General features: G+C 42.3%; 17 protein-coding genes. 12 read left to right on the top strand and 5 right to left on the bottom strand.

Annotated elements, in window-relative coordinates; translation table 11 throughout:
• Nucleotides 1-79 precede the first annotated feature (79 nt).
• Together P255_RS08860 and P255_RS08855 are read left to right on the top strand one after the other, a co-directional pair.
• Entirely contained in the window at nt 80-991 is a 912-nt protein-coding gene (locus P255_RS08860) for an NAD(+) kinase (RefSeq protein WP_171063163.1), read from the top strand.
• Nucleotides 988-1,260: a YeaC family protein gene (locus P255_RS08855; protein WP_004751217.1), complete on the top strand. Its 273-nt coding sequence runs from the start codon at nt 988-990 to the stop codon at nt 1,258-1,260. Before P255_RS08860 ends, P255_RS08855 begins: the two co-directional genes overlap by 4 nt.
• A gap of 43 nt (nt 1,261-1,303) precedes the next feature.
• On the opposite strand, the gene P255_RS08850 is transcribed toward P255_RS08855, so the two are convergent.
• Nucleotides 1,304-2,302 (bottom strand): glycosyl transferase family protein, encoded by a 999-nt coding sequence (locus P255_RS08850; RefSeq protein ID WP_004900189.1) that lies wholly within the window; start codon nt 2,300-2,302, stop codon nt 1,304-1,306.
• A 335-nt stretch (nt 2,303-2,637) separates the two neighbouring features.
• Between P255_RS08850 and pheA the strand changes: the two genes are divergently transcribed.
• From pheA to P255_RS08835, 3 genes are all read left to right on the top strand, one after another.
• Nucleotides 2,638-3,744, top strand: coding sequence for a prephenate dehydratase (gene pheA / locus P255_RS08845; RefSeq protein ID WP_035365346.1), 1,107 nt, complete (start codon nt 2,638-2,640; stop codon nt 3,742-3,744).
• A gap of 48 nt (nt 3,745-3,792) precedes the next feature.
• Complete coding sequence (locus P255_RS08840) at nt 3,793-6,051, top strand: bifunctional prephenate dehydrogenase/3-phosphoshikimate 1-carboxyvinyltransferase (RefSeq protein ID WP_004900194.1); 2,259 nt, start codon at nt 3,793-3,795, stop codon at nt 6,049-6,051.
• Nucleotides 6,052-6,194: 143 nt separating this feature from the next.
• On the top strand, nt 6,195-7,655 hold the full coding sequence (locus P255_RS08835) for an aminoacyl-histidine dipeptidase (protein ID WP_004900197.1): 1,461 nt from the start codon (nt 6,195-6,197) through the stop codon (nt 7,653-7,655).
• Between the two features lie 150 nt (nt 7,656-7,805).
• On the opposite strand, the gene P255_RS08830 is transcribed toward P255_RS08835, so the two are convergent.
• On the bottom strand, nt 7,806-8,435 hold the full coding sequence (locus tag P255_RS08830; RefSeq protein ID WP_035365344.1) for an alpha/beta hydrolase: 630 nt from the start codon (nt 8,433-8,435) through the stop codon (nt 7,806-7,808).
• A gap of 129 nt (nt 8,436-8,564) precedes the next feature.
• On the opposite strand from P255_RS08830, the gene yaaA reads away from it, so the two are divergent.
• Together yaaA and P255_RS08820 are read left to right on the top strand one after the other, a co-directional pair.
• The gene (gene yaaA, locus P255_RS08825) at nt 8,565-9,344 is read left to right on the top strand and encodes a peroxide stress protein YaaA (protein WP_004900201.1); all 780 of its coding nucleotides are present in this window, start codon (nt 8,565-8,567) and stop codon (nt 9,342-9,344) included.
• A gap of 2 nt (nt 9,345-9,346) precedes the next feature.
• Nucleotides 9,347-9,976 carry an HD domain-containing protein gene (locus P255_RS08820; RefSeq protein ID WP_004900202.1) on the top strand — a complete coding sequence of 210 codons (630 nt, stop codon included), beginning with the start codon at nt 9,347-9,349 and terminating at the stop codon, nt 9,974-9,976.
• Nucleotides 9,977-9,982: 6 nt separating this feature from the next.
• Here the strand turns inward: P255_RS08820 and phrB are convergent, their stop codons facing one another.
• From phrB to P255_RS08805, 3 genes are all read right to left on the bottom strand, one after another.
• Nucleotides 9,983-11,413 (bottom strand): deoxyribodipyrimidine photo-lyase, encoded by a 1,431-nt coding sequence (gene phrB / locus P255_RS08815; RefSeq protein ID WP_004900206.1) that lies wholly within the window; start codon nt 11,411-11,413, stop codon nt 9,983-9,985.
• A 95-nt stretch (nt 11,414-11,508) separates the two neighbouring features.
• Entirely contained in the window at nt 11,509-11,991 is a 483-nt protein-coding gene (locus P255_RS08810) for an FKBP-type peptidyl-prolyl cis-trans isomerase (RefSeq protein WP_004900209.1), read from the bottom strand.
• A gap of 148 nt (nt 11,992-12,139) precedes the next feature.
• Nucleotides 12,140-13,429: a D-alanyl-D-alanine carboxypeptidase family protein gene (locus tag P255_RS08805; RefSeq protein ID WP_004900211.1), complete on the bottom strand. Its 1,290-nt coding sequence runs from the start codon at nt 13,427-13,429 to the stop codon at nt 12,140-12,142.
• Between the two features lie 174 nt (nt 13,430-13,603).
• Between P255_RS08805 and P255_RS08800 the strand changes: the two genes are divergently transcribed.
• The 5 genes from P255_RS08800 to P255_RS08780 all read left to right on the top strand — a co-directional run bounded on the left by P255_RS08800 (nt 13,604) and on the right by P255_RS08780 (nt 22,713).
• Nucleotides 13,604-15,307 (top strand): M61 family metallopeptidase, encoded by a 1,704-nt coding sequence (locus tag P255_RS08800; protein WP_004900213.1) that lies wholly within the window; start codon nt 13,604-13,606, stop codon nt 15,305-15,307.
• A 296-nt stretch (nt 15,308-15,603) separates the two neighbouring features.
• The gene (locus P255_RS08795; protein WP_004900216.1) at nt 15,604-17,112 is read left to right on the top strand and encodes a hypothetical protein; all 1,509 of its coding nucleotides are present in this window, start codon (nt 15,604-15,606) and stop codon (nt 17,110-17,112) included.
• Nucleotides 17,103-19,148 (top strand): hypothetical protein, encoded by a 2,046-nt coding sequence (locus P255_RS08790; protein WP_004900219.1) that lies wholly within the window; start codon nt 17,103-17,105, stop codon nt 19,146-19,148. Before P255_RS08795 ends, P255_RS08790 begins: the two co-directional genes overlap by 10 nt.
• A gap of 9 nt (nt 19,149-19,157) precedes the next feature.
• Nucleotides 19,158-19,844 carry a hypothetical protein gene (locus P255_RS08785; protein WP_004900221.1) on the top strand — a complete coding sequence of 229 codons (687 nt, stop codon included), beginning with the start codon at nt 19,158-19,160 and terminating at the stop codon, nt 19,842-19,844.
• A 637-nt stretch (nt 19,845-20,481) separates the two neighbouring features.
• Nucleotides 20,482-22,713, top strand: coding sequence for an NADP-dependent isocitrate dehydrogenase (locus tag P255_RS08780; RefSeq protein ID WP_004900223.1), 2,232 nt, complete (start codon nt 20,482-20,484; stop codon nt 22,711-22,713).
• Nucleotides 22,714-22,781: the final 68 nt, after the last annotated feature.

Genomic DNA, 22,781 nt, shown 5'->3' with positions numbered 1-22,781 from the left:
TCAGAGGCTTTGTATTGTTTTTTCAAACCTGAAACAACGTGTTATTATGGCTGCGAATCCGAACGGAGCGCTTGAGTTGGTGAAAATCTCACACAAGTCGTTTCGCAACATTGGGCTAATTGGACGACCAGAAAAAGCCGCTGTTGTAGAAACACTTTGTCTTATTTATGACCATTTGCTGAAATTGGGATTGCATCCAATTTTTGATGTCGAAACAGCAAAACTTGTCCCTTATCAAAATTGCCAGATTGTCAGCCGTAACCTGATGGGTGAAGTGGCAGATTTGGTTGTCGTTGTAGGCGGTGATGGTTCTTTATTGCATGCTGCACGCGCACTGGTGAAGTACAATACACCTGTAATCGGGGTCAACCGTGGACGTTTGGGATTTTTAACCGATATTAACCCAGTTGAAGTGCTACAGAAACTGGACTTGGTACTAAAGGGAAATTTCCAGCTTGATCGGCGCTTTTTGCTGGAAATGGAAGTTCGCACAGCAGGCGAAACTGTTTATAGTGCCATTGCATTGAACGATATTGTATTACACTCAGGCAAGTCGGTGCATATGGTGGATTTTGAACTCTCCATCGATGGACAGTTTGTTTACCGCCAGCATAGTGACGGTTTAATTGTTGCGACTCCGACAGGTTCGACGGCTTATGCATTGTCAGGCGGTGGCCCAATTATTCACCCAAGTATGGATGCGATTGTCTTAGTGCCGATGCATCCGCATACACTTTCATCTCGACCAATTATTGTGGGTGATCAAAGTGAAATCAAAATTACCGTCCGTAAAAACCGTATTTTGCCGATGGTCAGTGCCGATGCGCAGCATAGCGTGGCACTAAATGTCGGAGATGTTTTGTATATTCGCAAGCATCCCTTTAAATTAAGTTTATTGCATCCACCTGGTTATGACTTCTATATGGCATGTCGTACCAAGTTGGGATGGCATCAGGATTTTGAAGCATTGCAGCAGCAGGAAGAGTCATGAATATTGAACAAATGCTCTCGGTCTTAGACCCCGAAATTGTACAACGTCTAAAAACAGCAGTTGAAATTGGTAAATGGCCCAATGGTGTTGCCTTGACCCAAGAGCAACGTGAAATTTGTATGCAAGCAGTATTGGCATGGGAATATAAACATTTACCTGAAGAAGAACGTACAGGGTATATCGACCGTGGTACGAAAGAAGAAGGTGAAGTTTGTGAAGATGATCATCACAAGAATGAACCTGAATTTAAGCCAATTCGCTTTGTCTAAATAAAAAAATCCCCAGCTGGGGATTTTTTTATGCCAATCATTTTTATTGATGACGGGTTTTCCATAAAGTTTGGGCTTTTTGCATGGCAGCGTCATAACTGTCGACCACACCCATGCTATATAAAGCAATGCCCATGGTTTCAACGACTGCCATCTCACCATAGTTATGCTGTTGTTTGCCTTCCCAAACTGCTTTAAAGATATTTAAGTCTAACTCTTCTTCGGTTGCACTGCGCTCAGGGGTCAGTTTAGGTAATTCATGTTCGTACATTTCACCATCACGAATGCCGCAAATTAAGGTCTTGGCATCGGGATTACGCTCAAACTCACCGCCTTCACCTTTAATCACGGCACTATTTTTATAACCCAGTGTAAATGCTGCACGTTGGTGTGAACTACGATAGGCAGGATGGAAAATCGCCTGTAAGGTGGCTTTAGCGTTAAATGGATTAATTAAGCGTGCCAAAGTATGAATCGGGGAACGCAATCCCATGACATTGCGTAAGCCAATCAACTCATCCAGTACAGGCGAAATCGCAGCGAGAGGTAAATAAGCAAAGTTGCGCTGTTTTAATTGTTGTTCAACGTCGTCTTGCGTATGGCAAATCGGATAGTTGAGGAATTCTAAAACCTGCTCGGTATAGACGCGGTTTAAGGTATGACCTGCTGCGCCATGCATCACCACGCGATAGCCATGTTGTGCCAGAGTCAGTGCTGCCAGTAAAAACCACGGATAATGTTTACGTTTGCCTGCATACGATGACCAGTCCAGATCAACCTTAAGTGGGCGGTACTGAAGCTGATCTTTGGTGGCTTGTACAAAGCCTGCCAGTTCTTCGACAGATTCTTCTTTGACACGTAACAACATCAGAAATGCGCCGAGCTGCACATCGAGGACATCGCCTTTAAGAATCATGCTAAATGCATCATAGGCTTCCTGAAAAGTCAGTGAACGTGCACCTGTTTTGCCTTTGCCAATAATACGAATGTACTGTGCAAAAGGATGCTCAAAGTCTTGATAGATATTACGTTTATTTGTCATGATTGAATTGTGGGAAAATAAAAGATATTCAGCATACTAGCATAAGCTGTGCCAGAACCAAGCGTGGTTGTCTGGTGACACCATGACAAAAATAAATCTGAAGGAATACTTTGTTTTGTGAACAATGCCACGGTATTTTTTATCTCGCCTGTTAATGTTGGCGTTACAGTTGAGATTCAAGATTAGCATGAGATTGAGCTAGTTCTGGCTAGAGTTGCTAAATGCATTGATCTACTCGAAAAACTTAATGTGCTACTTAGGATGTGATGACATTTCCCAGTTGAATGTGGTTATACTTGCAGGCAGAAAAAAACATGAGCACGGGGCGAAATGACATGATCCAAGATGATCAGAAAACGACTTCTCTGAATTTAGAACAATTACGTTCGGATATTGATAGCGTAGACCAGCAGATTCAGGATTTATTGAATCGTCGTGCACGCTTAGCGGAAGCGGTTGCCAAAGCCAAATTTGCAACTGAAGAGAATCCTGTGTTTTATCGCCCTGAACGCGAAGCGCAAGTTTTACGTAAAGTGATGGAACGCAATGAAGGCCCGTTGTCTGATGCGACCATGGCACGTTTGTTCCGTGAAATTATGTCTGCATGTTTGGCACTTGAAGCACCACAAAGCATTGCGTTTTTAGGCCCTGAAGGTACATTTACCCAAGCCGCAGCTTTGAAGCACTTTGGTCAGGATGCAATTGTGCGCCCGATTGCAACCATTGATGAAGTGTTCCGTGAAGTGGAAGCAGGCAGCGCACATTATGGTGTTGTCCCTGTAGAAAACTCATCAGAAGGTGTAGTTAACCATACATTAGACTGTTTTAAATCATCGAGCCTGAACGTAATTGGTGAAGTTGAATTGCGTATTCATCACCAGTTTTTGGTATCTGAAAATACCCGTAAAGACAGCATTAAACAGATTTATGCACACCAACAAACTTTGGCTCAGTGCCGTAAATGGCTCGACATCCATTACCCTGGTGTTGAACGTGTTGCTATGACTTCTAATGCAGAAGCGGCACGCCGTATTCGTAATGAGTGGCATTCAGCAGCAATTGCTTCTGATATTGCGGCAACGATGTATGGTTTAGAAATTTTACACAGCAATATTGAAGACAATCCTGAAAATACCACGCGTTTTTTGGTGATTGGTCGTGAGAAAATTCCTGCCAGCGGTAATGACAAAACCTCTTTATTGATTTCTGCACATGACCGTGCAGGGGCACTCTTAGAAATTTTAGAGCCATTTGCCAAGCACAACATTAGTCTGACCAGTATTGAAACCCGCCCAGCGCTTCCTGAAAAATGGGCGTATGTGTTCTTTGTCGATTTGGAAGGGCATATTGATCAGCCAAATGTTGCGGCTGCGCTCGATGAAATTCGCCCACTGGTTAAAGAGTTGCGTGTACTGGGTTCATATCCTGTTGCCGTGTTGTGATCTGCTAGTTGAGCATTTTTATCGTATTGAGCATAGAGGCAAATTTTGGTGGTAGTTTCAGAAACACAGCCCTTGTTTCATAAAGTGGCATTTATTGGGCTGGGCTTGATTGGTTCAAGTCTGGCACGTGTGATTCAGGCGGAAGGTTTGGCAACTCAGGTTGTAGCATCAACACGTTCAGCAAAAACCTTGCAGGATGCAAAAGCACTGGGGTTGATTCAGGCAGGTTATGCCTCAGCAATTGACGCCGTGCAAGATGCAGATTTGGTAGTATTAGCATTGCCTGTGCAAGCCACTGAAAAAGTCCTGGTGCAAATTAAGCCATATTTAAAAGCCGATGCGATTTTAACCGATGTGGGCAGCACCAAAGGTAACGTCGTGGCTGCGGCACAGCGTATATTCGGTGATAGTCTGCCTGTGGGTTTTGTGCCGGGGCATCCGATTGCGGGCAGTGAACATACGGGTGTGCATGCAGGCAAAGTCGATCTGTTTGCGCATCACAAAGTGATTTTGACGCCATTGCCAAGCAGCGCGCCTTGGGCGGTTGAAAAACTGATCACCCTTTGGCAGGCAGCCAAAGCCGAAGTGATCTGTATGGATGTACAAAAACACGATGAAGTGTTGGCACATACCAGTCATTTACCGCACCTGATGGCATTTAATCTGGTGGAGCAACTGGCAAACCGCGAAGATAATCTGGATATTTTCCGTTATGCTGCAGGTGGTTTTCGCGATTTTTCACGAATTGCAGCTTCTGATCCACAAATGTGGCATGACATTTTCTTTGCCAACAAAACTGCAATTTTAAAAGCTGTCGATGGCTTTGAACAACAACTGGCGATTATTCGTGGGCTGATTGAAAAAGAAGATTCGCAAGCGCTGATGGGCTTACTCGGACATGCTCAAGCTGCGCGTCAACATTTTAACCATATGCTTGCCCAAAAACCTTTAATGGAGAAAGACAAGGTGACCCAACAATTTACCATTCAACCTCAACAGCATCGTTTTCAGGGAACATTTACTGTTCCGGGTGATAAATCGGTGTCACATCGTTCGATTATGTTTGGTGCAATTGCTGAAGGCACAACACATGTCACAGGATTCCTTGAAGGTGAAGATGCTTTGGCAACTTTGCAGGCCTTTCGTGATATGGGCGTATCGATTGAAGGGCCAAAAAATGGTGAAGTGACCATTCATGGTGTGGGTATGCAGGGTTTGAAAGCACCTGCAAGCGCGTTGTATATGGGTAACTCGGGCACCAGTATGCGTTTGTTGTCGGGCATGTTGTCTGCACAGAAATTTGATACGGTCATGACGGGTGATGCATCGTTGTCAAAACGCCCGATGGAGCGTATCGCCAAGCCATTGCGTTTAATGGGTGCACAAATCCAGACTACAGGTGAGAGAGGTACGCCACCTGTCAGCATTACAGGTTCGCAAGTGCTTAAAGGTATTCAGTATGATTTGCCAATGGCATCAGCTCAGGTGAAATCAGGGATTTTACTGGCAGGCTTGTGGGCAGAAGGTGAAACTTCAGTGACTGAACCTGAACCAACGCGTGACCATACTGAACGTATGTTACGTGCCTTTGGTTATGAAGTAAAAACCGAAGGCAACCGTATTAGCCTGCAAGGTGGTGGTAAATTGGTGGGTACAGACATCCAAGTGCCTTCAGATATTTCTTCTGCGGCATTCTTTATGGTCGGTGCAGCGATTTGTGAAAATGCCGATGTGACCTTAGAAGCGGTTGGTATTAACCCAACTCGTACTGGTGTGATTGAAATTCTCAAAGCCATGGGTGCTGATCTTGAAGTGTTGAATGAGCGTATCGCAGGCGGTGAACCGATTGCTGATATTCGTATTCGTGCAACACGGACTTTAAAAGGCATTCATATTCCTGAAGACCAAGTGCCATTGGCGATTGATGAATTCCCAGCGTTGTTTATTGCTGCAGCGTGTGCAGAAGGTGAAACGGTACTGACGGGTGCGGCTGAACTGCGCGTGAAAGAGTCTGACCGTATTCAGGTCATGGCAGATGGTTTGCAGGCGATGGGTATCCAATGTACTCCAACTGAAGATGGTATTATCATTCAAGGTCAGGGTAAATCTGGCGACTGGTCACCAATCTTTAAAGGTGCTCAGATTGAATCACATCATGACCACCGTATTGCAATGAGCTTTAGTATTGCAGGTCTACGTGCTGCCGAAGCGATCGCGATTGTGGGTACAGAAACGGTTGCGACCAGTTTCCCAACCTTTACTGAACTGGCAAATCAGGCAGGTTTAAGCATCGAAGTCTCTGAATAATTCGACCTGTTTTAAAATTAAAAGCCAAGCATCTGCTTGGCTTTTTTATATCCGCAGTTCTCTTTCGGCAAGGTTTTACCTTGTCAGCTCATTTTGCAGTATAGTGAAACCAAACAGACTTATTTTCTTTACGAGACCAGATCATGAATGCCGTTGATTTTTCTCAACTCTCACCAAAAAACGTCTGGCAGCATTTTGCCACTTTATGCCGTATTCCGCGTCAGTCCAAACAAGAACAACAACTACGTCAATATTTACAAGACTGGGCGAAAAACAAAGGTTTAGACACCTATGTCGATGTTGTCGGAAATTTAATTATCCGTAAACCTGCAACCGCAGGCATGCAGCATAAAACAGCCGTGATTTTGCAAGGGCATCTGGATATGGTGACCCAAGCCAATCGTGGTACGGTACATGATTTTAGTTGTGATCCGATTCAACCGATTTTGGAAAATGGCTGGCTAATTGCACCCAATACCACACTCGGTGCGGACAATGGTATTGGTGTAGCGCTGGCGTTGGCAGTATTGGATGCCAATGATATTGCACATGGGCCGATTGAAGTGTTGCTGACAGTCGATGAAGAGGCGGGCATGAGTGGTGCGCGTTTTCTTGAAGAAAACGTCCTGCAAGGCAAGTGGTTATTTAATATTGATACCGAAGAGTGGGGGCAACTGTATCTGGGCTGCGCAGGTAGTCAGGATATCGAAGTCGAACAAACCCTGACGTATGTGCCAACTGATGCAGAACAGACCGCAGTTGAAGTACAGGTACTCGGACTTAAGGGGGGACATTCGGGTGTTGATATTCACTTAGGACGTGGCAATGCCAATGTGATTTTAGCGCAGTTTTTACAGCAACATTTGCCTGAACTACAAGCACATCTGGTTGAGTTCTCAGGCGGTACGGCGCGTAATGCCTTACCACGTGAAGCGACTGCCAAGATTGCTTTACCAAAATCAAAACTTTCCCAATTAGACGCTCTACTACAACAGGCTCAAACAGATTGGCGAGTGCAACTCAAAGGTGTGGATGAGGTGCTTGAATTGCGTGCTCAGTCACTTGATAAAGTTGTCACAGAAGTGATTGCCCGTGAACAGCAGCAAGCGTGGTTGGCTGCTTTGTCGAGTTGTCCGTATGGCGTGGCACAAATGAGTCAGGCACTGCCTGATGTGGTGGAAACCTCAAACAATATCGGGGTGGTGCGTTTAAATCGTGAACAAGCCAGTGTGCTGATTATGGTGCGTTCAATGGTCAATGATGAACTGGAAGCGCACGCACATCGGATTCAGCAGCATTTTGAATATTATGGATTGCATTCGAGTCTTGCGCCATTCGTTTCAGGTTGGACACCGAACCCAGAATCGGCAGCCTTAAAATGTTTGCAACGTGCTTATCAGGATACTTTCCAGATTGAACCTGAACTTAAAGTCATTCATGCAGGTTTAGAGTGTGGAATTATTGCCGAGCATTATCCTGATTTGCAAATGGTGTCTTTTGGCCCCGATATTCAGGGTGCGCATGCACCAGGCGAACGAGTCAAAGTCGATACAGTTGAAAAATGCTGGCGGTTGTTGGTGGCTGCACTGGCAACTGTTGATTAAAAAAATGCACCTGATCGGCTAGTGTCGCTTGCGGATCAGGTGTATTTTGTTCTGTTTATTGAACTCATGCTCCAAATGCATTGGGCATGGTTTTATATTTCCCTAGAAGCAAGACATTCTGCATTAAACGTCTTGCCATACAATACGAATTTACAGACGAAGATATTGGCTAATCACTTGGCGAAGTGGCTTTAAATAACCTGTAAAAAAGTGGTTTGCCCCTGGGAAAATCGTAATGGGATGTTTTTGCGGTTTTGCCCAGACAATTAAGTCACTGAGCAAGGTAATATCATCTTCTTCGCCATGTACAAATAGCATATCACCTTGAATTTCAGGTGTTTGATAGTCACGTAAGCCGCGTACCATCGCTGTCGGTAAACCACATAACACTAACTGTTTTGGGCGCTGTGCGACATCGAGTGCGGCATAACATTTGGCGAGCACATGCGCACCAAAGCTAAATCCACCTGCATAAAAATCAAGGTTCGGATGCATCTCACGCAATTGTTGCAAGATTGCCAAAATATCGTCGGTTTCGCCAAAACCTTCTTCATGCAAGCCTTCGGTTTGTCCTGCACCACGGAAACTTGGACGGTACACGATACAGCCACGCTCGGTCAAAATATTCGAGAGTAACATCGGGACTTTATGATGCGCCGTGCCACCTTGCAGAGGGTGCGGATGACAGACAATCGCAAAACTGTGAATTTCTCCCTGTGGGCGGTCAACAAAAACCTCAATTTTCCCAGCAGGACCTTGTAAAAAAATCGTTTCAGGCATAGGACTCGATGAGCTTAATTTTAAAGTAGGGGTCATGATTGTACCGATAAACGCCATCAGAAACACGAATTGGCGTTATAAATAGGTGGCTGATATAGTGAGCAGAATATAGCAAAAATGAGGATGTCTATGCTGGCTTTAATTTCACCTGCGAAAACACTGGATTATGAAACTGCATTGCCAAGCAGCAACTTTACCCAGCCACGTCTGCTTGATCAGTCTGAGCAGTTGATAGATGTTTGCCGTGAATTGTCAGCATCACAACTGGCAAGTTTAATGAGTGTCAGCGAAAAAATTGCACAGCTCAATGTCGCGCGTTTTCAGGATTGGCAAACCGAGTTTGATCTTGCCAATGCTCGCCAAGCCATTTTTGCATTTAAGGGTGATGTCTACACAGGTCTAGATGCCTATGCATTGAGCGACCCGCAACTGGATTTTGCTCAGCAGCATTTGCGGATGCTTTCGGGTTTATACGGGCTGCTTCGTCCATTGGACTTGATGATGCCTTACCGTTTGGAAATGGGTACAAAACTGCACAATCCGCGTGGCAGCAACTTGTATGAATTTTGGGGTAAACGCATTACCGATCTGATTCAGCAGGATTTGCAGCAAGCCAATAGCAATATTTTACTGAACCTTGCCTCAGATGAATATTATAAAGCGGTGAAAGAATCCGCGTTGGATGCGCAAATCGTTAAACCTGTGTTCCTGGATCAGAAACATGGCAAATACAAGGTCATTAGTTTCTATGCTAAAAAAGCCCGTGGTTTAATGGCACGTTTTGTGATTGAACAGCAGATTCAACAGGTTGAAGATTTAAAAGCCTTTAATAGCGAAGGTTATTATTTCGATGTTGAAAACTCTAATGCCAAAGAACTGGTGTTTAAGCGTGATGAACAGGCAGCATAATCTTGACTTTTCAGCAGCAGTTTAGTCAGGCATGGCGAAAACTATTCGCGCAGTTTGCACCTGAGCACTGGTCTGTGCAACAGCATGAACAGTGTTTGGAAAAACTGCTGCATGCCTATCAGGAATCGCAGCGTGCTTATCATCAGGTGCAGCATATTGTGGAATGTCTGGCGCTGTTTGAAAACGTGCAAAGCCAGATTGAAGATGGTTTTGCACTGCAACTGGCAATTTTCTTTCACGATGTGGTGTATCAACCGCGTTCTGTAAGCAATGAACAGGACAGTGCTCTGTGGATGCGCCAACAAGTGGCAGATGCATTACCCAAAGCTCAGCTGGATAAGATTGCGACGTGGATTTTGGCGACACAGCAACATGCCGTTGCTTCTGAGTCAGATTTGGCGTATTTACTGGATATTGATCTGGCAATTTTAGGCAGTGCAGTTATGCGTTTTGCCGAGTATCAACAGCAAATTCGGCAGGAATATATCTGGGTTGATGAACTGATTTATCAGGAAAAACGCAAACAGGTACTGCGCCAGTTTTATCTGACGCAACCGTTATATCAAACCCGATATTTTCAGCAGCACTATGAGCAGCAAGCCAAAAACAACTTGCTGCAAGCATTGGGTTAATTCAGATTAGTCCAGTGCTTTAAAGGCTTCGATTGCACGCACCCGACTGCTTTTCAGATCAACAATTGCTTTTGGATAGCCTAAGCCAGCTTTATAGCCTTTGGCATAAGGCTCATGAATAGTTTTATCATCTAAAGATCGAAGTTCAGGCACCCAGCGACGAATATAATCCCCATTTGGGTCAAATTTTTCCGACTGGCTAATCGGGTTAAAAATTCGAAAATACGGTGCTGCATCTGTGCCTGTCGATGCGCTCCATTGCCAGCCACCATTATTGGCTGCCAAATCCCCATCAATCAGATGCTGCATAAACCACTGTTCGCCTTTACGCCAGTCAATCAGTAAATTTTTGGTGAGAAACATCGCGCAAATCATACGTACCCGATTGTGCATCCAGCCTGTCGCCAGCAGTTGTCGCATCCCTGCATCGACAATCGGGATGCCTGTTTGACCTTGTTGCCATGCGTTTAAACCCTCGGGATCATCACGCCATTGGAGTTGCTGGGTTTTGGGTTGAAAGGGCAGATGCTTCGACACTTGAGGGTAATCAAACAAAATATGCTGATAAAATTCACGCCAGAGTAATTCATCCAGCCAAGTCTGTTGTCCCTGATCGGTCAGTAAAAATTGCCCTTGCTGCGGACGAAATAGTGCCTGTACACATTGGCGAATCGACAAAATCCCAATATTTAAATACGTTGACAGTTGGCTGGTGCCCGCTTGGGCAGGAAAGTCGCGTTGCTGCTTATAACCTGCCAGCGCGCTTTTTATAAAATTATCCAGTTGTTGCTGGGTATGTAGTTCGCCGACTGGCCAAAGTTGTTGTTGCTCGGGAGAAATGGCGCTGTAACCCAGTTCATGCAGTTCAGGAATGTTTTGTTCTTGTTCACTCAGTTCAAGCTGCAGAGGTGTTTGAATGGCAATATTGGGATAGCAGGCAGGTAATTGCTGATTGAGGCGTTCATAGCAGTTTTTCTTAAAAGGGGTAAACACCTGATACGGTTGCCCTGACTGATTGCGAATACTGCCGACAGGAAATAATGTACGGTCTTGGTACAACTCCAGTTGAATATTTGCTTGTGCTAACTGATCTTGACAGTGTTTGTCACGTTGTAGTTCATGTACGCCAAGCTCGACATTGGCATGCACATGCTGAACTTGAAAATGCTTACACAGCTGGAGTAATGCATATGGAATATCTTGCCAAACTGGCACAATTTTAACGATCAGCGGGATATTGTAGCGTTGTAATTGCTGCTGTAACTGGCGTAATTGACGCAAATAAAAATCCAGTTTAATCGGCGCATCATCGTGCAGTTGCCACTGCTTGGGAGACAAAATCGCGAGTGCGAGACATGAACCATTTTGACTGGCGTGCCACAGGGCAGCATGATCAGAAATCCGTAAATCTTGACGAAACCAAATCAGGGTAGGCATAAAATTCAATCAGTCTTGAGTACTTGATGGCTCAAAAATAGCATAAAAAAAGCAAAGCGCTAGGCTTTGCTTTTAAGATTTGCACTTGGCAAAACTTAGTGGTGGTGACCACCTACACCGTGAACATGACCATGCTCAAGTTCTTCTGCAGTCGCGTCACGCACTTCAACGATTTCAACTTGGAAAGTCAAGTCTTGACCAGCAAGTGGGAAGTTTGCATCAACGATTACTGTATCGCCTTCAACTGATTTAACAGTCACGATTTGTACGCCGTCATCAGTTTGAGCTTGGAACTGCATACCAGCTTCGATTTTCTCAACGCCTTGGAACATTTGCGCAGGAACTTCTTGTACGAGGTCTGGGTTATATTCGCCGTAACCTTCAGCAGCAGGAACGTTGACAGTCAATTTTTCGCCAACAGTTTTACCTTCTAGTGCTTTTTCTAAGCCAGGAATGATGTTGCCTGCACCGTGCAAATAGGCAAGTGGTTCACCTTGAGACTGGTCAAGTGTTTCACCCTCAGCGTTTGTTAATGTGTAGTGGAATGAAACCACGTGGTTATTTGCAATAGCAGTCATGTTTGAAATCCATACAGAGTTTTAAAGTCACATCATAAAATGAAATCCTGAATTTGGGGAATGCAAATTCAGGATTTTTGATGACGTGCATTATTTTAAACGAATTTGGGGCTGATTTAAAAAATTCAAGCCTATTTTTCTTTCGATCTTACAACAGTATCTTCGCGGGAATCACTTTTTCTGCGAGGAAAGGGAGTAATTGGCATAACCAGTGCCAGAAGCGCTGGAAAATGTTGGCATATTCAAGCTGGACATGTGAAAGCACAGGAATATCTTCTAGCCATTGACCATTTTGGTAGACCTTGAGTGTTGCGATGTGCACGTTCTGATTTAAAGGTGCGGTGAGTTGTTTCTGATTCAAATTGACCTGAATCTGGGTTTTAGTTTCATTAACCGGTTCAATGCTTTGTCCGTTATAGACTAAACGTCCGCTATTATTATTGAAGCTACGCATGTCAATATTGATCGGCTGGTTGTACAAAGAAGTCGTCATAAACTGCGTGCTTTGCGGTACAACCTGATAGCTGCGGATTTTCCCGTTCATGACAGGCAAAATGGCAATCGGCTGTTGTGCTTTAACCATCACTTCGTCGCGGGTGTAACTATAAGCCAGATTCATTAAGCGATGTGCAACTTCGGCACGCATCACAGGACTGGTTGTTCCCAGTACCACGACAATTAAACGGCGCTCTGGCAGATTTGGATTCATGGTCAGACGTTTGGCAGTTAAAGCAAGGTTAAAGCCTGCTGCACGGGTAAAACCTGTTTTTAAACCGTCCACAGTCGGATCTTGTTTGAGCAAGATATTGGTGGCGTGATGCGGATGACCATTCCATGAATAACTGGTCTGTTTAGAGTAACCCAAATAATCAGGAAACTGTTGAATCAGTGCATTGCCCAGTTTTGCCATATCTGCGGCAGAGGAATAATGCCCATCCATGGTAATTCCTGCAGGATTGGTAAAGTGGGTATCCGTCATGCCCAATGCTTTTGCTTCTTGGTTCATGCGTGCCACGAAATGTGGAAGATCACCACCAATCCGCTGTGCCAACGTCACAGCAGCATCATTGGCAGACATCACCACTAAACCCGTGAGCAATTGATCAACCGTGATTTGTTGCCCTGGGCGCAAGAACATTTGCGATTCATCAGGCTGAACGACATGCACCACGTCATTGGCCGTAATCACATCTGTCTTTTTGAGTTTGCCCGCCTTAATTTCTTGGAGCGTAATATAAGCCACCATCATTTTGGTTAATGAAGCGGGTGCACGCTGCGCATGGCTATTGTATTCAGCAATAGTTTGACCAGATTGAGGATCATAAATTGTCCATGCTGCGGCAGGTACAGATTCGGGATCAATATTCAAAATGGCTGCATGGGCAAAACCTGAGCACAATATACCTAGCCCTGCAAACCAAGAAATAAAACGTTTCAAAGGACAAATCCTGAGGAGATCAAAAGAAAGAGAAAACTATCTTCCATGACAAAGATTAAAGCTAACTTGATTTACTTTATCTTCTGTATGGAATAATAGCAGTAGCGCATATTAGAGTAAAAAAATGCTAAGCTAAAGCCCTGCATAACCTGATTAAGATTAGAATTCCGACTTATGTTGCACTATCAAATAGAGTTTGACGATTACCAACAGCATCTCATTCATGTGACCTTACGTTTTGTTGCCAATCCAACACAAGAGTTGTGGTTGCCGACATGGATTCCGGGCAGTTACCTGATTCGTGAATTTGCAAAACACATTGAATCTGTCAAAGCCTATGATGAGGCAGGACGTGAGCTTAAAATCAGTAAATTTGAAAAGAATAAATGGCGTTTATTTAACACTGATCATGAGCTGATCACGGTTGAATATGATGTCTATGCTTATGATCTTTCTGTTCGTGGTAGTTATGTCGATCAGACCCGTTTTTATGTCAATCCAGCCTGTGTTTGCTTAAGTCTCAAAGATCAAGAAGAAGCTGAATGTGAATTGGAAGTGTTCTTACCTGATGAGTTTAAGCATTTTACTGTAGCGACAGGCTTGGCATCAAAAAGCTTGGTGAAAGGGCGCTATACCTTAAAAGCTGACAACTATATGCAGCTCATCGACAGTCCATTTGAACTGGCAGATCAGACCCGTTTCAGTTTTGAGGCTGAAGGCATCCAGCATGAATTTGTGATTTCGGGTAAACATGCAACCAACGTTGAGCGTTTACAAGCCGATATCCAAAAAATTTGCCAAACCGAAATTCAACTTTTTGGTTCTGCGCCATTTAAAAACTATGTGTTCATGACCATGGCAACAGGCAACAGTTATGGTGGTCTGGAGCATCCGAACAGCACCAGTTTAATTACACCGCGTGATGACTTGCCAAAAGCCAATGAGCCTGAGGAACCTTCGGAAGATTATCAACGTTTCCTAGGGCTTTGCAGTCATGAGTATTTTCATTCATGGCTGGTGAAATATATTCGCCCTGAAAACTTTGTGAATTATGATTTGCACAAAGAAAGCTACACTTCGTTGCTGTGGATTTTTGAAGGCTTTACTTCATATTACGATGATTTGATTTTGCTGCGCAGTGGTGTGATTTCACAGGCCTCTTATTTGAAATTACTCAAAACACAGATCGATCGTTATTTACAAAATCCAGGTCGTGAAGTGCAGTCTGTGGCTGAATCGAGTTTTGACACTTGGATCAAATTCTATCGTCCAGATGAAAACAGCAATAATGCAGGAACCAGTTACTACAATAAAGGTTGCTTGGTTGCACTGTGTCTGGATTTAGGTTTGCGTTTACGTGGTTCAAGTCTGGATGCATTGGTACGTAAACTGTATGAAAATGCACAAAAGGGCATTCAAGTCAGTGAACGTAGCATTTTTGACTTGTGTGAAGAATTAACAGGTCACTCATGGTTGGAGCAAATTAACCATCTGATCTATACCACCGATGAATTGCCACTTGATCAACTATTCCCTGAATTCGGAATCGAGTATCAAGTTAAAAATGACAAGACTCAGCCATTTGGTTTAAAAGTTGCCGATAAACCTGAGGGTGTGATGATTCAGCAGGCACGCCGTGATGGTGCTGGTGCAAAAGCAGGGCTGTCTGCCAATGACGTGATTGTAGCGATTGATGGCTTAAAAGCGTCGGAAAAACTGTTGGCGAAATATGCCAAACAACAAGGTAAGTTTGTGGTGCATGCTTTCCGTCGTGATGAGTTGCTTCAGTTTACGGTAAATGCAGCGGAAACTGGATTGACCACAGTTGAGTTGAAAGTGGACGATCAACAGAAAGTAGACGGGTGGTTAAATAAATGACTTATATTTTAAAAATATAAAGATGATGTTAAAAATGGTGAATAACCAAGCTGTGGGTTCACCATTTTTTATCTACAAAATAATAATATATTGTTAATTATTTATTGTTGTGAGCCAATTATAAAAAAAATTTTTATAAAAATGTATTGAATATTGAGGAATGATTTAATAGGTTTTAAGATTTATTAACAATCAAAATGATATGTTTAAATCTTTATTAAATTGACTTTTAAAAATATGAACTATATTTTACTCTAAATATACAAATATATACACTTATTAAACGTGAGATAATAATGAATAGGTCTTTCTTACTTCTAGCGAGTTCTTTGCTATTGTCATCTTTTGCTGTGCATGCAGAAATTATTAAAACAATTGGTGAGGGTAAGGCGCCGATTATAAAGAAAGATCAGAATCTAACGCGTAATCAGGCTTTAAATAATGCGCGTGAAGATGCAGTGACTGCTATGATTATTAAAATTAATGGTCCAAAATCTCTTGCTGATGCCAAGCCATTTTTAAGCCAAATCGTCAAACAGGTTGATCCAAACTATTACGTCAATTTGGGGAGCCAGACGGATACTGAGCAAAACTTGGTGACACGCATAAGCTTGGAGATGGATGATCAAGAGTTTCGTTCAATTCTTAATGATTATGGCTTATCTAAAAAGAATAGCCGTACAAGTCCAATTATGGTGGTTATGGATGAGTATTTTGGTGTTCCACGAGATAATTCTAAGCCAGTAAAAGAGTTTACGGCTTATTATAATGATCAAAGCTATAAATATAATGAAAATGCAAAATATAAAAGCAACGAAAGTGCAAGTGCATCTTCAAGAGAAAGTGCATCTTCGCGGAGTCGTGCAAGCTCTGGTTATGCTGGGGCTTATGATAATTATTATGGAGCAGGTGCATATGCAGGCGGGAGTAGCCGTAGTAATAGTAGTAAATATGCTGCTGCGTCTTCTTCAAAATATAATGCTTCAGAAAGTGCGAGTTATTCACAAAATGAGCAGCAAAATGATATTCAAAGTTTTGTTCGATATGTGGAATATCAAACTCCAAGTACTAAACCTGAAAGTGTTAATCAGACTCTAAATAGTATTGCACAAAATGCTGCTAGGTACGATTTACGACTTATGGATTCAGATCTATTTAGAAGTAAATATTTAAAAGGGCGTCATATGTCAGTTCAGCAATTGCTGAGTGACAGCGAACTAGCAAAATTTGCTGCTGCTGCACGCCAAGAAAAAGCAGATTGGTTTATGGCAGGCAGTAGTAATATCTTTGATCGAGGGCGATCTCCTGTAACCGGACAATATGCCTGTGATGGAGCAATCAGTTTTAAGGTTTATTCAGTTGATGATGCAACTTTAATGACTGGGGAAACTCGTACTGAATCTGCTTCAGGCGCAACTGCGGAAGCATGCCGTGCAAATGTTGCAGCAAAACTTGGGCAATTAGCACTGAGTACGATTGGACCACAGGTCTTGAATTATTCAAAAAATCGTTCAATGTATGGCAAAGACATGACGATTTTTGTAAAGAGTATTTCGAATAACGTTTCAACCCGTTTAGGTGATGATCTCTTTGTTGCGCTAGAAGATATTCAAGGTACAGATAATATTAATATCCGTACCCAAGATGGTCATTTGGTTGAAATTACAATGACCTATAAGGGTAATAAGCCAATTACAGTTGAATTGGCGAAAGCATTGCGTAGTAGCCCCGTGTTAGCTGCAGCAGAACGTAAGCAAGAAGGTAATACGCTAACATTATGTATTGGTGGTACCCAATGCAAATAAAAAAATTGGTATGGTTACTCCCTTTTTTGAGTGTAAGTGCGTATGCTGATTTGCAAATTTATCCTTCAAAAGGTTTATTTGGTTTAGATCAGGAATGTAAGCAGGCATTCGTCCATGATGAAAAAAATTCACCAATTGCATGTGATTTTATTCAGTCGATTACACCTGATATTCGCTCACAGTTACAAACGAGTTTTGAAGGAGCGTTGAAGCAAGAATTTACCAATCATATTGCGCAGCAAATTCAGCAGAATACCAAGCATAAAACTTATGTCGCATCACTAGAAGTCTTGCGAGCTGGTGAATATTTTGTTGAAAAACAATCAACAACAGAAATTTTTACACCTGTTACCTTAAGTCTGAAGCTGACCAATATCTTGACAGGAGAAGTCCTGTATAGTGAAAGTTTGACCTCGACACAGCCGATTAAGGTATTAACAGCAGACCTGCGTAGTTCAGTCACAAAACAGCAAATCATGCAGCAATATCAAGCAAGTGTGATTACACTCTCGAGCCAGCTGGTAAAAAAAGCAAGAAACGATTTGCAATTGTCTGAAATTAAAACTTCAGTTCTTGATCAATGGAAATCTTATTTAATTCTGGATAAAGGATTGAATCACGGAATTGGACAAAATGATGAATTATCATCTGCTGAAGGAGATTTGATTCATGTAGTTTATGCGGATAGTGATTATGCTGTAGCAATGCCAATTCTGGTCAATAACCATTCGAAACAGTTTGTAAAACTGACAACCAATGTTCGACAAGCGGTGAGTAAACCTAAAGCTTTGGTAGTTGATGTAGCAACAACACAGGCTGAATCAAAGGATTTGGTAGAGCAAATCTTTTCTGATGCTATTGGAGATGGTGCTGCATTCAGTTTAGTGCCTGTTAATAAGCGCTATAGTAGTTTGGCGCAATCAATTTCTGAGCAAACTCAATTGGCTCAAGCCCAAGATATCAATCATCGAGAGTTACCAGATTTATTTATTCGTTTAAATATCTTGCCGACTGTAGCATATCAAAAGCCTCTAGGAAAAATTACTCAGCAACAGGTTGTACATAGTGAAGTATTTGCCGAGATGTTGGATCGTTCAGGTCGAGTAATTCATGTTGCACATGCCAGTGATGAAGTCAAAGATCTGATTTCTGATAGCATGGGTTTTTCTTTAGAAAATCGTCAAGAAGTTGTATTGAAAAATGCTTTAATTAAATTAGGTCAGGAATTTAAAAAAGGCATTAAATTTACACGATCTGATTTGAAAATCAGTGCGAAAGATGGAAATCAGGTAAAAATTTCTGATGCAGGTCTGCGCTTGAGTGTTGGGATGAAAATTTATATTTACAATCAGCAGAAAATTTCTGGAAGATTGGTATCTATCCCAACATGGGAAGCAACGGTAATTTCGCGTGATCAAAATGAAGCAGTTGCTCAATTGGATGCAGCCATTAGTGGTCGAGATACTCTCTCAGTCGCAAAAGGAGATATTGTTCTAGTTAACAATTCTCAACAGACTGCAGCGGATTCAACTTATTCGCGTGCAATGTGTTCTTTTGTGGCATCTGAGCAATCTGGCGATTTGCAATTACCCGCTTTTCCTACATTGACTTATTACGCTTTTGCGACCAATTCTAAGTATCCATTTTATGCAACAGGTGGTGCGTTGCTAGGGCAAATGCCGTTTCAGGCATCGGTTACCTATATGACACAAAATGCAGGGTTTAAGCAGCAGTTAAATTTCAAGCCCTTTGTTCCTGCAAAGTGCATTCAACCTGTTTTAAAATCTAAGTTAAAAATGGATGCATCTAAGTGTAATGCACAAGATCATCATTGCAAAGTTACAGCAGATTTTACCTTAGGTGTACGTTTCTTTGATCAAAAACAGCAAAAGATTGCAGCTCAAGGTATTCAACAAGAATTCAATTTAATTGACAGTCAACTAGACAATAGAGATCAACTTTATAATCTTCAATTACTTGAAATCATTCCCCCATTACTTAAACAAGTTGTTCAAAAAGCCGATTTGGCGAAATAAGGAAAAATCATGAAAAAAATTGCAGCAATTTCTCTAACTGTGTTTTCTGTGTCTATGGCTCATGCAGGCCTTGGGCTGAGTAATCTTGCTTCTAATGTTACCCAAAGTGTTGTTGGAACCTCATCTGCAACAAGTGTCAATGTCGGCGATTTCTTAACTCAGGCACGTGCAACCAATTACTTATTTCAGCAAAGTCGCGCTGCCTTAGCTGCTGCAATTTCAACGGGTGCAGATAGCAAAGAAATTCAAACTAAATTAGCTACCTTAAGTGAAACCTCTAATTTGCAAGAAAAAGATGCTCAAATTAAAGAATTAGCAAAACTTTCTGAAACTGTTTTATCCGCAGCAAAAAAAGATGAAAATCAAACATTAGAGCAATTAAAAACATTGAGTGCTCAAAAGAAACAATACCTATTGGGTGCTGCAAAAAACTATGCGATTGCTGCGCTTATGGCAAAAGATTTAGCACAAGGTTCTAAGCAAGTTTCTATGACAATTGCTAGTAACCCTCAATCATTGGTATCAACAGGGATGAATTTAACGAGCGCTCAAGGCTTGGTGAGTGATGTTGGGGGAATTGCAAAAAACTCATCTATGGCCTTAGTAGAAGTGCCTCAGTTGTTTAAAAAAGCAGGAATTGATTTTCAAGTGCCAACTAGTGCTAAAACAAAACCTGTTGACTTGACTACACTATAAAACTGATCAATAGCCAAAATAAAAAACCGATGCTCAGTCATCGGTTTTTTATTTCAATATCCCGATAAGTCAAATACCTATATGGGCTAATCTGTAGTGGAATATCATGGTGACCAAGTAAGCCATCAATCACCAAAACAATGGTACTAATCCTGTACATTTTGTTTGAATAACTCAGATTGCGTTTGAATTTTTGTTGGTTAAAGTAGGTAGAGACGAGGTTTTTTTGATCGAATGAATGACTCAATTTAAGCTTTTGTATCGCTGACCAATATTAAATTAAAAAATATTGCGATGCATTTTGTGCTTTAAAAGTTAAAATTAATGCGCTAGAGTGAATCAAATTATCCGTGAACTCCGTAGAAAGTTGCATAATAATAGACGCAGATATGTGAAAAATCTTATAGTTATATCACTTATCAATCTGAATTTTTAAACAATCTTATTGAATATAGACATTGATGACCTAAAATAAGATTGGGTATTTTTTTGCGAAATGTCGTTATCACGAGATATATCGTTGACTGAAATGCCATGAGGGTCGATACTCTCAAGGTTTTTATTTAAGCACATTAGTGAGTAGAACAGGGCCAAAAGCTCGGTTCTTGAAAAATCAATTTAACACAAGGGGCTATATATGGCTGGTGGAAAGTCAAACATCATTTACACACTGACTGACGAGGCGCCACTATTGGCGACCTATTCGCTACTGCCGATCATTGAAACCTTTACTAAGCCCGCAGGTATTCAGATTGTCAAAAGTGACATCTCTGTTGCTTCGCGTGTGCTCGCAGAATTTTCGGATTACCTAAGCGACGAACAGAAGGCACCTAACAACCTCGCAGAGCTAGGTCGTCTTACGCAAGATCCAGACACCAATATTATCAAACTTCCTAATATCAGTGCTTCAGTTGGTCAATTGATCTCATGTATCAAAGAACTTCAGTCTCACGGCTATCCAATTCCTGATTATCCTGAAAACCCGACTACTGAAGATGAAAAAGCGATTAAAACTCGCTATGGTAAATGCCTTGGTTCTGCTGTAAACCCAGTATTACGTGAAGGTAACTCTGACCGTCGTGCACCTGCTGCGGTGAAAAACTACGCTAAAAAACATCCGCATTCGATGAGCGAATGGAAACAGTGGTCACAAACCCACGTTTCACATATGGAACATGGCGATTTTTACCACGGTGAAAAGTCAATGACTCTTGATCGTGCGCGTAACGTGAAAATGGAATTGATCACAAAAAGTGGTGAAACCATCGTACTTAAGCCAAAAGTTGCGCTTCAAGATGGCGAAATCATTGATTCAATGTTCATGAGCAAAAAAGCACTTTGTGACTTCTACGAGAAACAGCTCGAAGATTGTCGTGAAGCAGGCATCTTGTTCTCGTTGCACGTAAAAGCAACCATGATGAAAGTTTCACACCCGATCGTATTTGGTCACTGTGTGAAAATCTATTATAAAGATGCATTCGAGAAGCATGGCAAACTATTTGACGAATTGGGTATCAACGTCAATAACGGTATGTCAGTGCTTTACGAAAAAATCGAAAGCTTACCAGAATCACAACGTGATGAAATCATCCGTGACCTACATGCTTGTCAAGAACACCGTCCTGCATTAGCGATGGTTGATTCAGCGAAGGGCATCACAAACTTCCATTCACCTAACGATATTATTGTTGATGCGTCTATGCCAGCGATGATTCGTGCGGGTGGTAAAATGTGGGGTGCCGATGGTAAGCAGTATGATGCTAAAGCGGTGATGCCAGAATCAACATTTGCTCGTATCTATCAAGAGATGATCAATTTCTGTAAGTGGAATGGTAATTTCGATCCGAAAACCATGGGTACTGTGCCAAACGTTGGTTTGATGGCACAGAAAGCTGAAGAATACGGTTCTCATGATAAAACTTTCGAAATTCCTGAAGCGGGTATTGCCAACATCACTGACCTTGAAACAGGTGAAGTGTTGATGACACAAAATGTTGAAGAAGGCGATATCTGGCGTATGTGTCAGGTGAAAGATGCTCCGATTCGTGACTGGGTGAAACTTGCGGTAACTCGTGCACGTAACTCAGGCATGCCTGCGATCTTCTGGCTTGACCCTTACCGTCCACATGAAAATGAATTGATCAAGAAAGTACAAGAGTACTTGAAAGATCACGATACTTCAGGTCTCAATATTCAAATCATGTCTCAAGTACGTGCAATGCGTTATACGCTTGAACGTGTGGCGCGTGGTCTGGATACGATTTCTGTAACTGGTAATATTTTACGTGATTACCTGACAGACTTGTTCCCAATCATGGAACTTGGTACTTCTGCGAAAATGTTGTCTATCGTTCCGCTTATGGCTGGCGGCGGTATGTATGAAACAGGTGCAGGTGGTTCGGCTCCTAAACACGTTCAGCAACTTGTTGAAGAAAACCACTTGCGTTGGGATTCATTGGGTGAGTTTCTAGCTCTTGCAGTTTCTTTGGAAGAGATGGGAATTAAGGAAAACAATGACCGCGCGAAGTTGCTTGCCAAGACACTGGATCAAGCGACTGGCAAGTTGCTCGACAATGACAAGTCACCATCACGTCGTACAGGTGAGCTTGATAACCGTGGCAGTCACTTCTACTTATCGTTGTACTGGGCTGAGGCTCTTGCTGCACAAGACGAAGATGCTGAGTTGAAAGCTAAGTTTGCTCCGCTTGCGAAGGCATTGGCTGAAAACGAAGAAAAAATTGTTGCTGAACTTGCTCAAGTACAAGGTAAACCTGCCGATATTGGTGGTTATTACGTGATTGATCAAGCTAAGGTAAATGCTGTAATGCGTCCAAGTACGACGTTCAACACATTGCTTGCAACTGTTTAAGTGAAATACAAAATCGGCAATTAAGCTGATGATGTGAAAAAAGCCGGTGCATTTGCATCGGCTTTTTT

It is taken from the genome of Acinetobacter brisouii CIP 110357 (assembly GCF_000488275.1).
GTDB classification, from domain to species: Bacteria; Pseudomonadota; Gammaproteobacteria; order Pseudomonadales; family Moraxellaceae; genus Acinetobacter; species Acinetobacter brisouii.
The sequence above is the reverse complement of the archived record's forward strand: the minus strand, read 5'-3'. Positions and strand labels throughout refer to the sequence as shown.

Coding starts and splice junctions, on each gene's coding strand:
- P255_RS08855 (WP_004751217.1), top strand. CDS start 988: ATGAATATTGAACAAATGCTCTCGGTCTTAGACCCCGAAATTGTACAA.
- P255_RS08850 (WP_004900189.1), bottom strand. CDS start 2,302: ATGACAAATAAACGTAATATCTATCAAGACTTTGAGCATCCTTTTGCA.
- pheA (WP_035365346.1), top strand. CDS start 2,638: ATGATCCAAGATGATCAGAAAACGACTTCTCTGAATTTAGAACAATTA.
- P255_RS08835 (WP_004900197.1), top strand. CDS start 6,195: ATGAATGCCGTTGATTTTTCTCAACTCTCACCAAAAAACGTCTGGCAG.
- P255_RS08830 (WP_035365344.1), bottom strand. CDS start 8,435: ATGCCTGAAACGATTTTTTTACAAGGTCCTGCTGGGAAAATTGAGGTT.
- yaaA (WP_004900201.1), top strand. CDS start 8,565: ATGCTGGCTTTAATTTCACCTGCGAAAACACTGGATTATGAAACTGCA.
- phrB (WP_004900206.1), bottom strand. CDS start 11,413: ATGCCTACCCTGATTTGGTTTCGTCAAGATTTACGGATTTCTGATCAT.
- P255_RS08810 (WP_004900209.1), bottom strand. CDS start 11,991: ATGACTGCTATTGCAAATAACCACGTGGTTTCATTCCACTACACATTA.
- P255_RS08800 (WP_004900213.1), top strand. CDS start 13,604: ATGTTGCACTATCAAATAGAGTTTGACGATTACCAACAGCATCTCATT.
- P255_RS08795 (WP_004900216.1), top strand. CDS start 15,604: ATGAATAGGTCTTTCTTACTTCTAGCGAGTTCTTTGCTATTGTCATCT.
- P255_RS08790 (WP_004900219.1), top strand. CDS start 17,103: ATGCAAATAAAAAAATTGGTATGGTTACTCCCTTTTTTGAGTGTAAGT.
- P255_RS08785 (WP_004900221.1), top strand. CDS start 19,158: ATGAAAAAAATTGCAGCAATTTCTCTAACTGTGTTTTCTGTGTCTATG.
- P255_RS08780 (WP_004900223.1), top strand. CDS start 20,482: ATGGCTGGTGGAAAGTCAAACATCATTTACACACTGACTGACGAGGCG.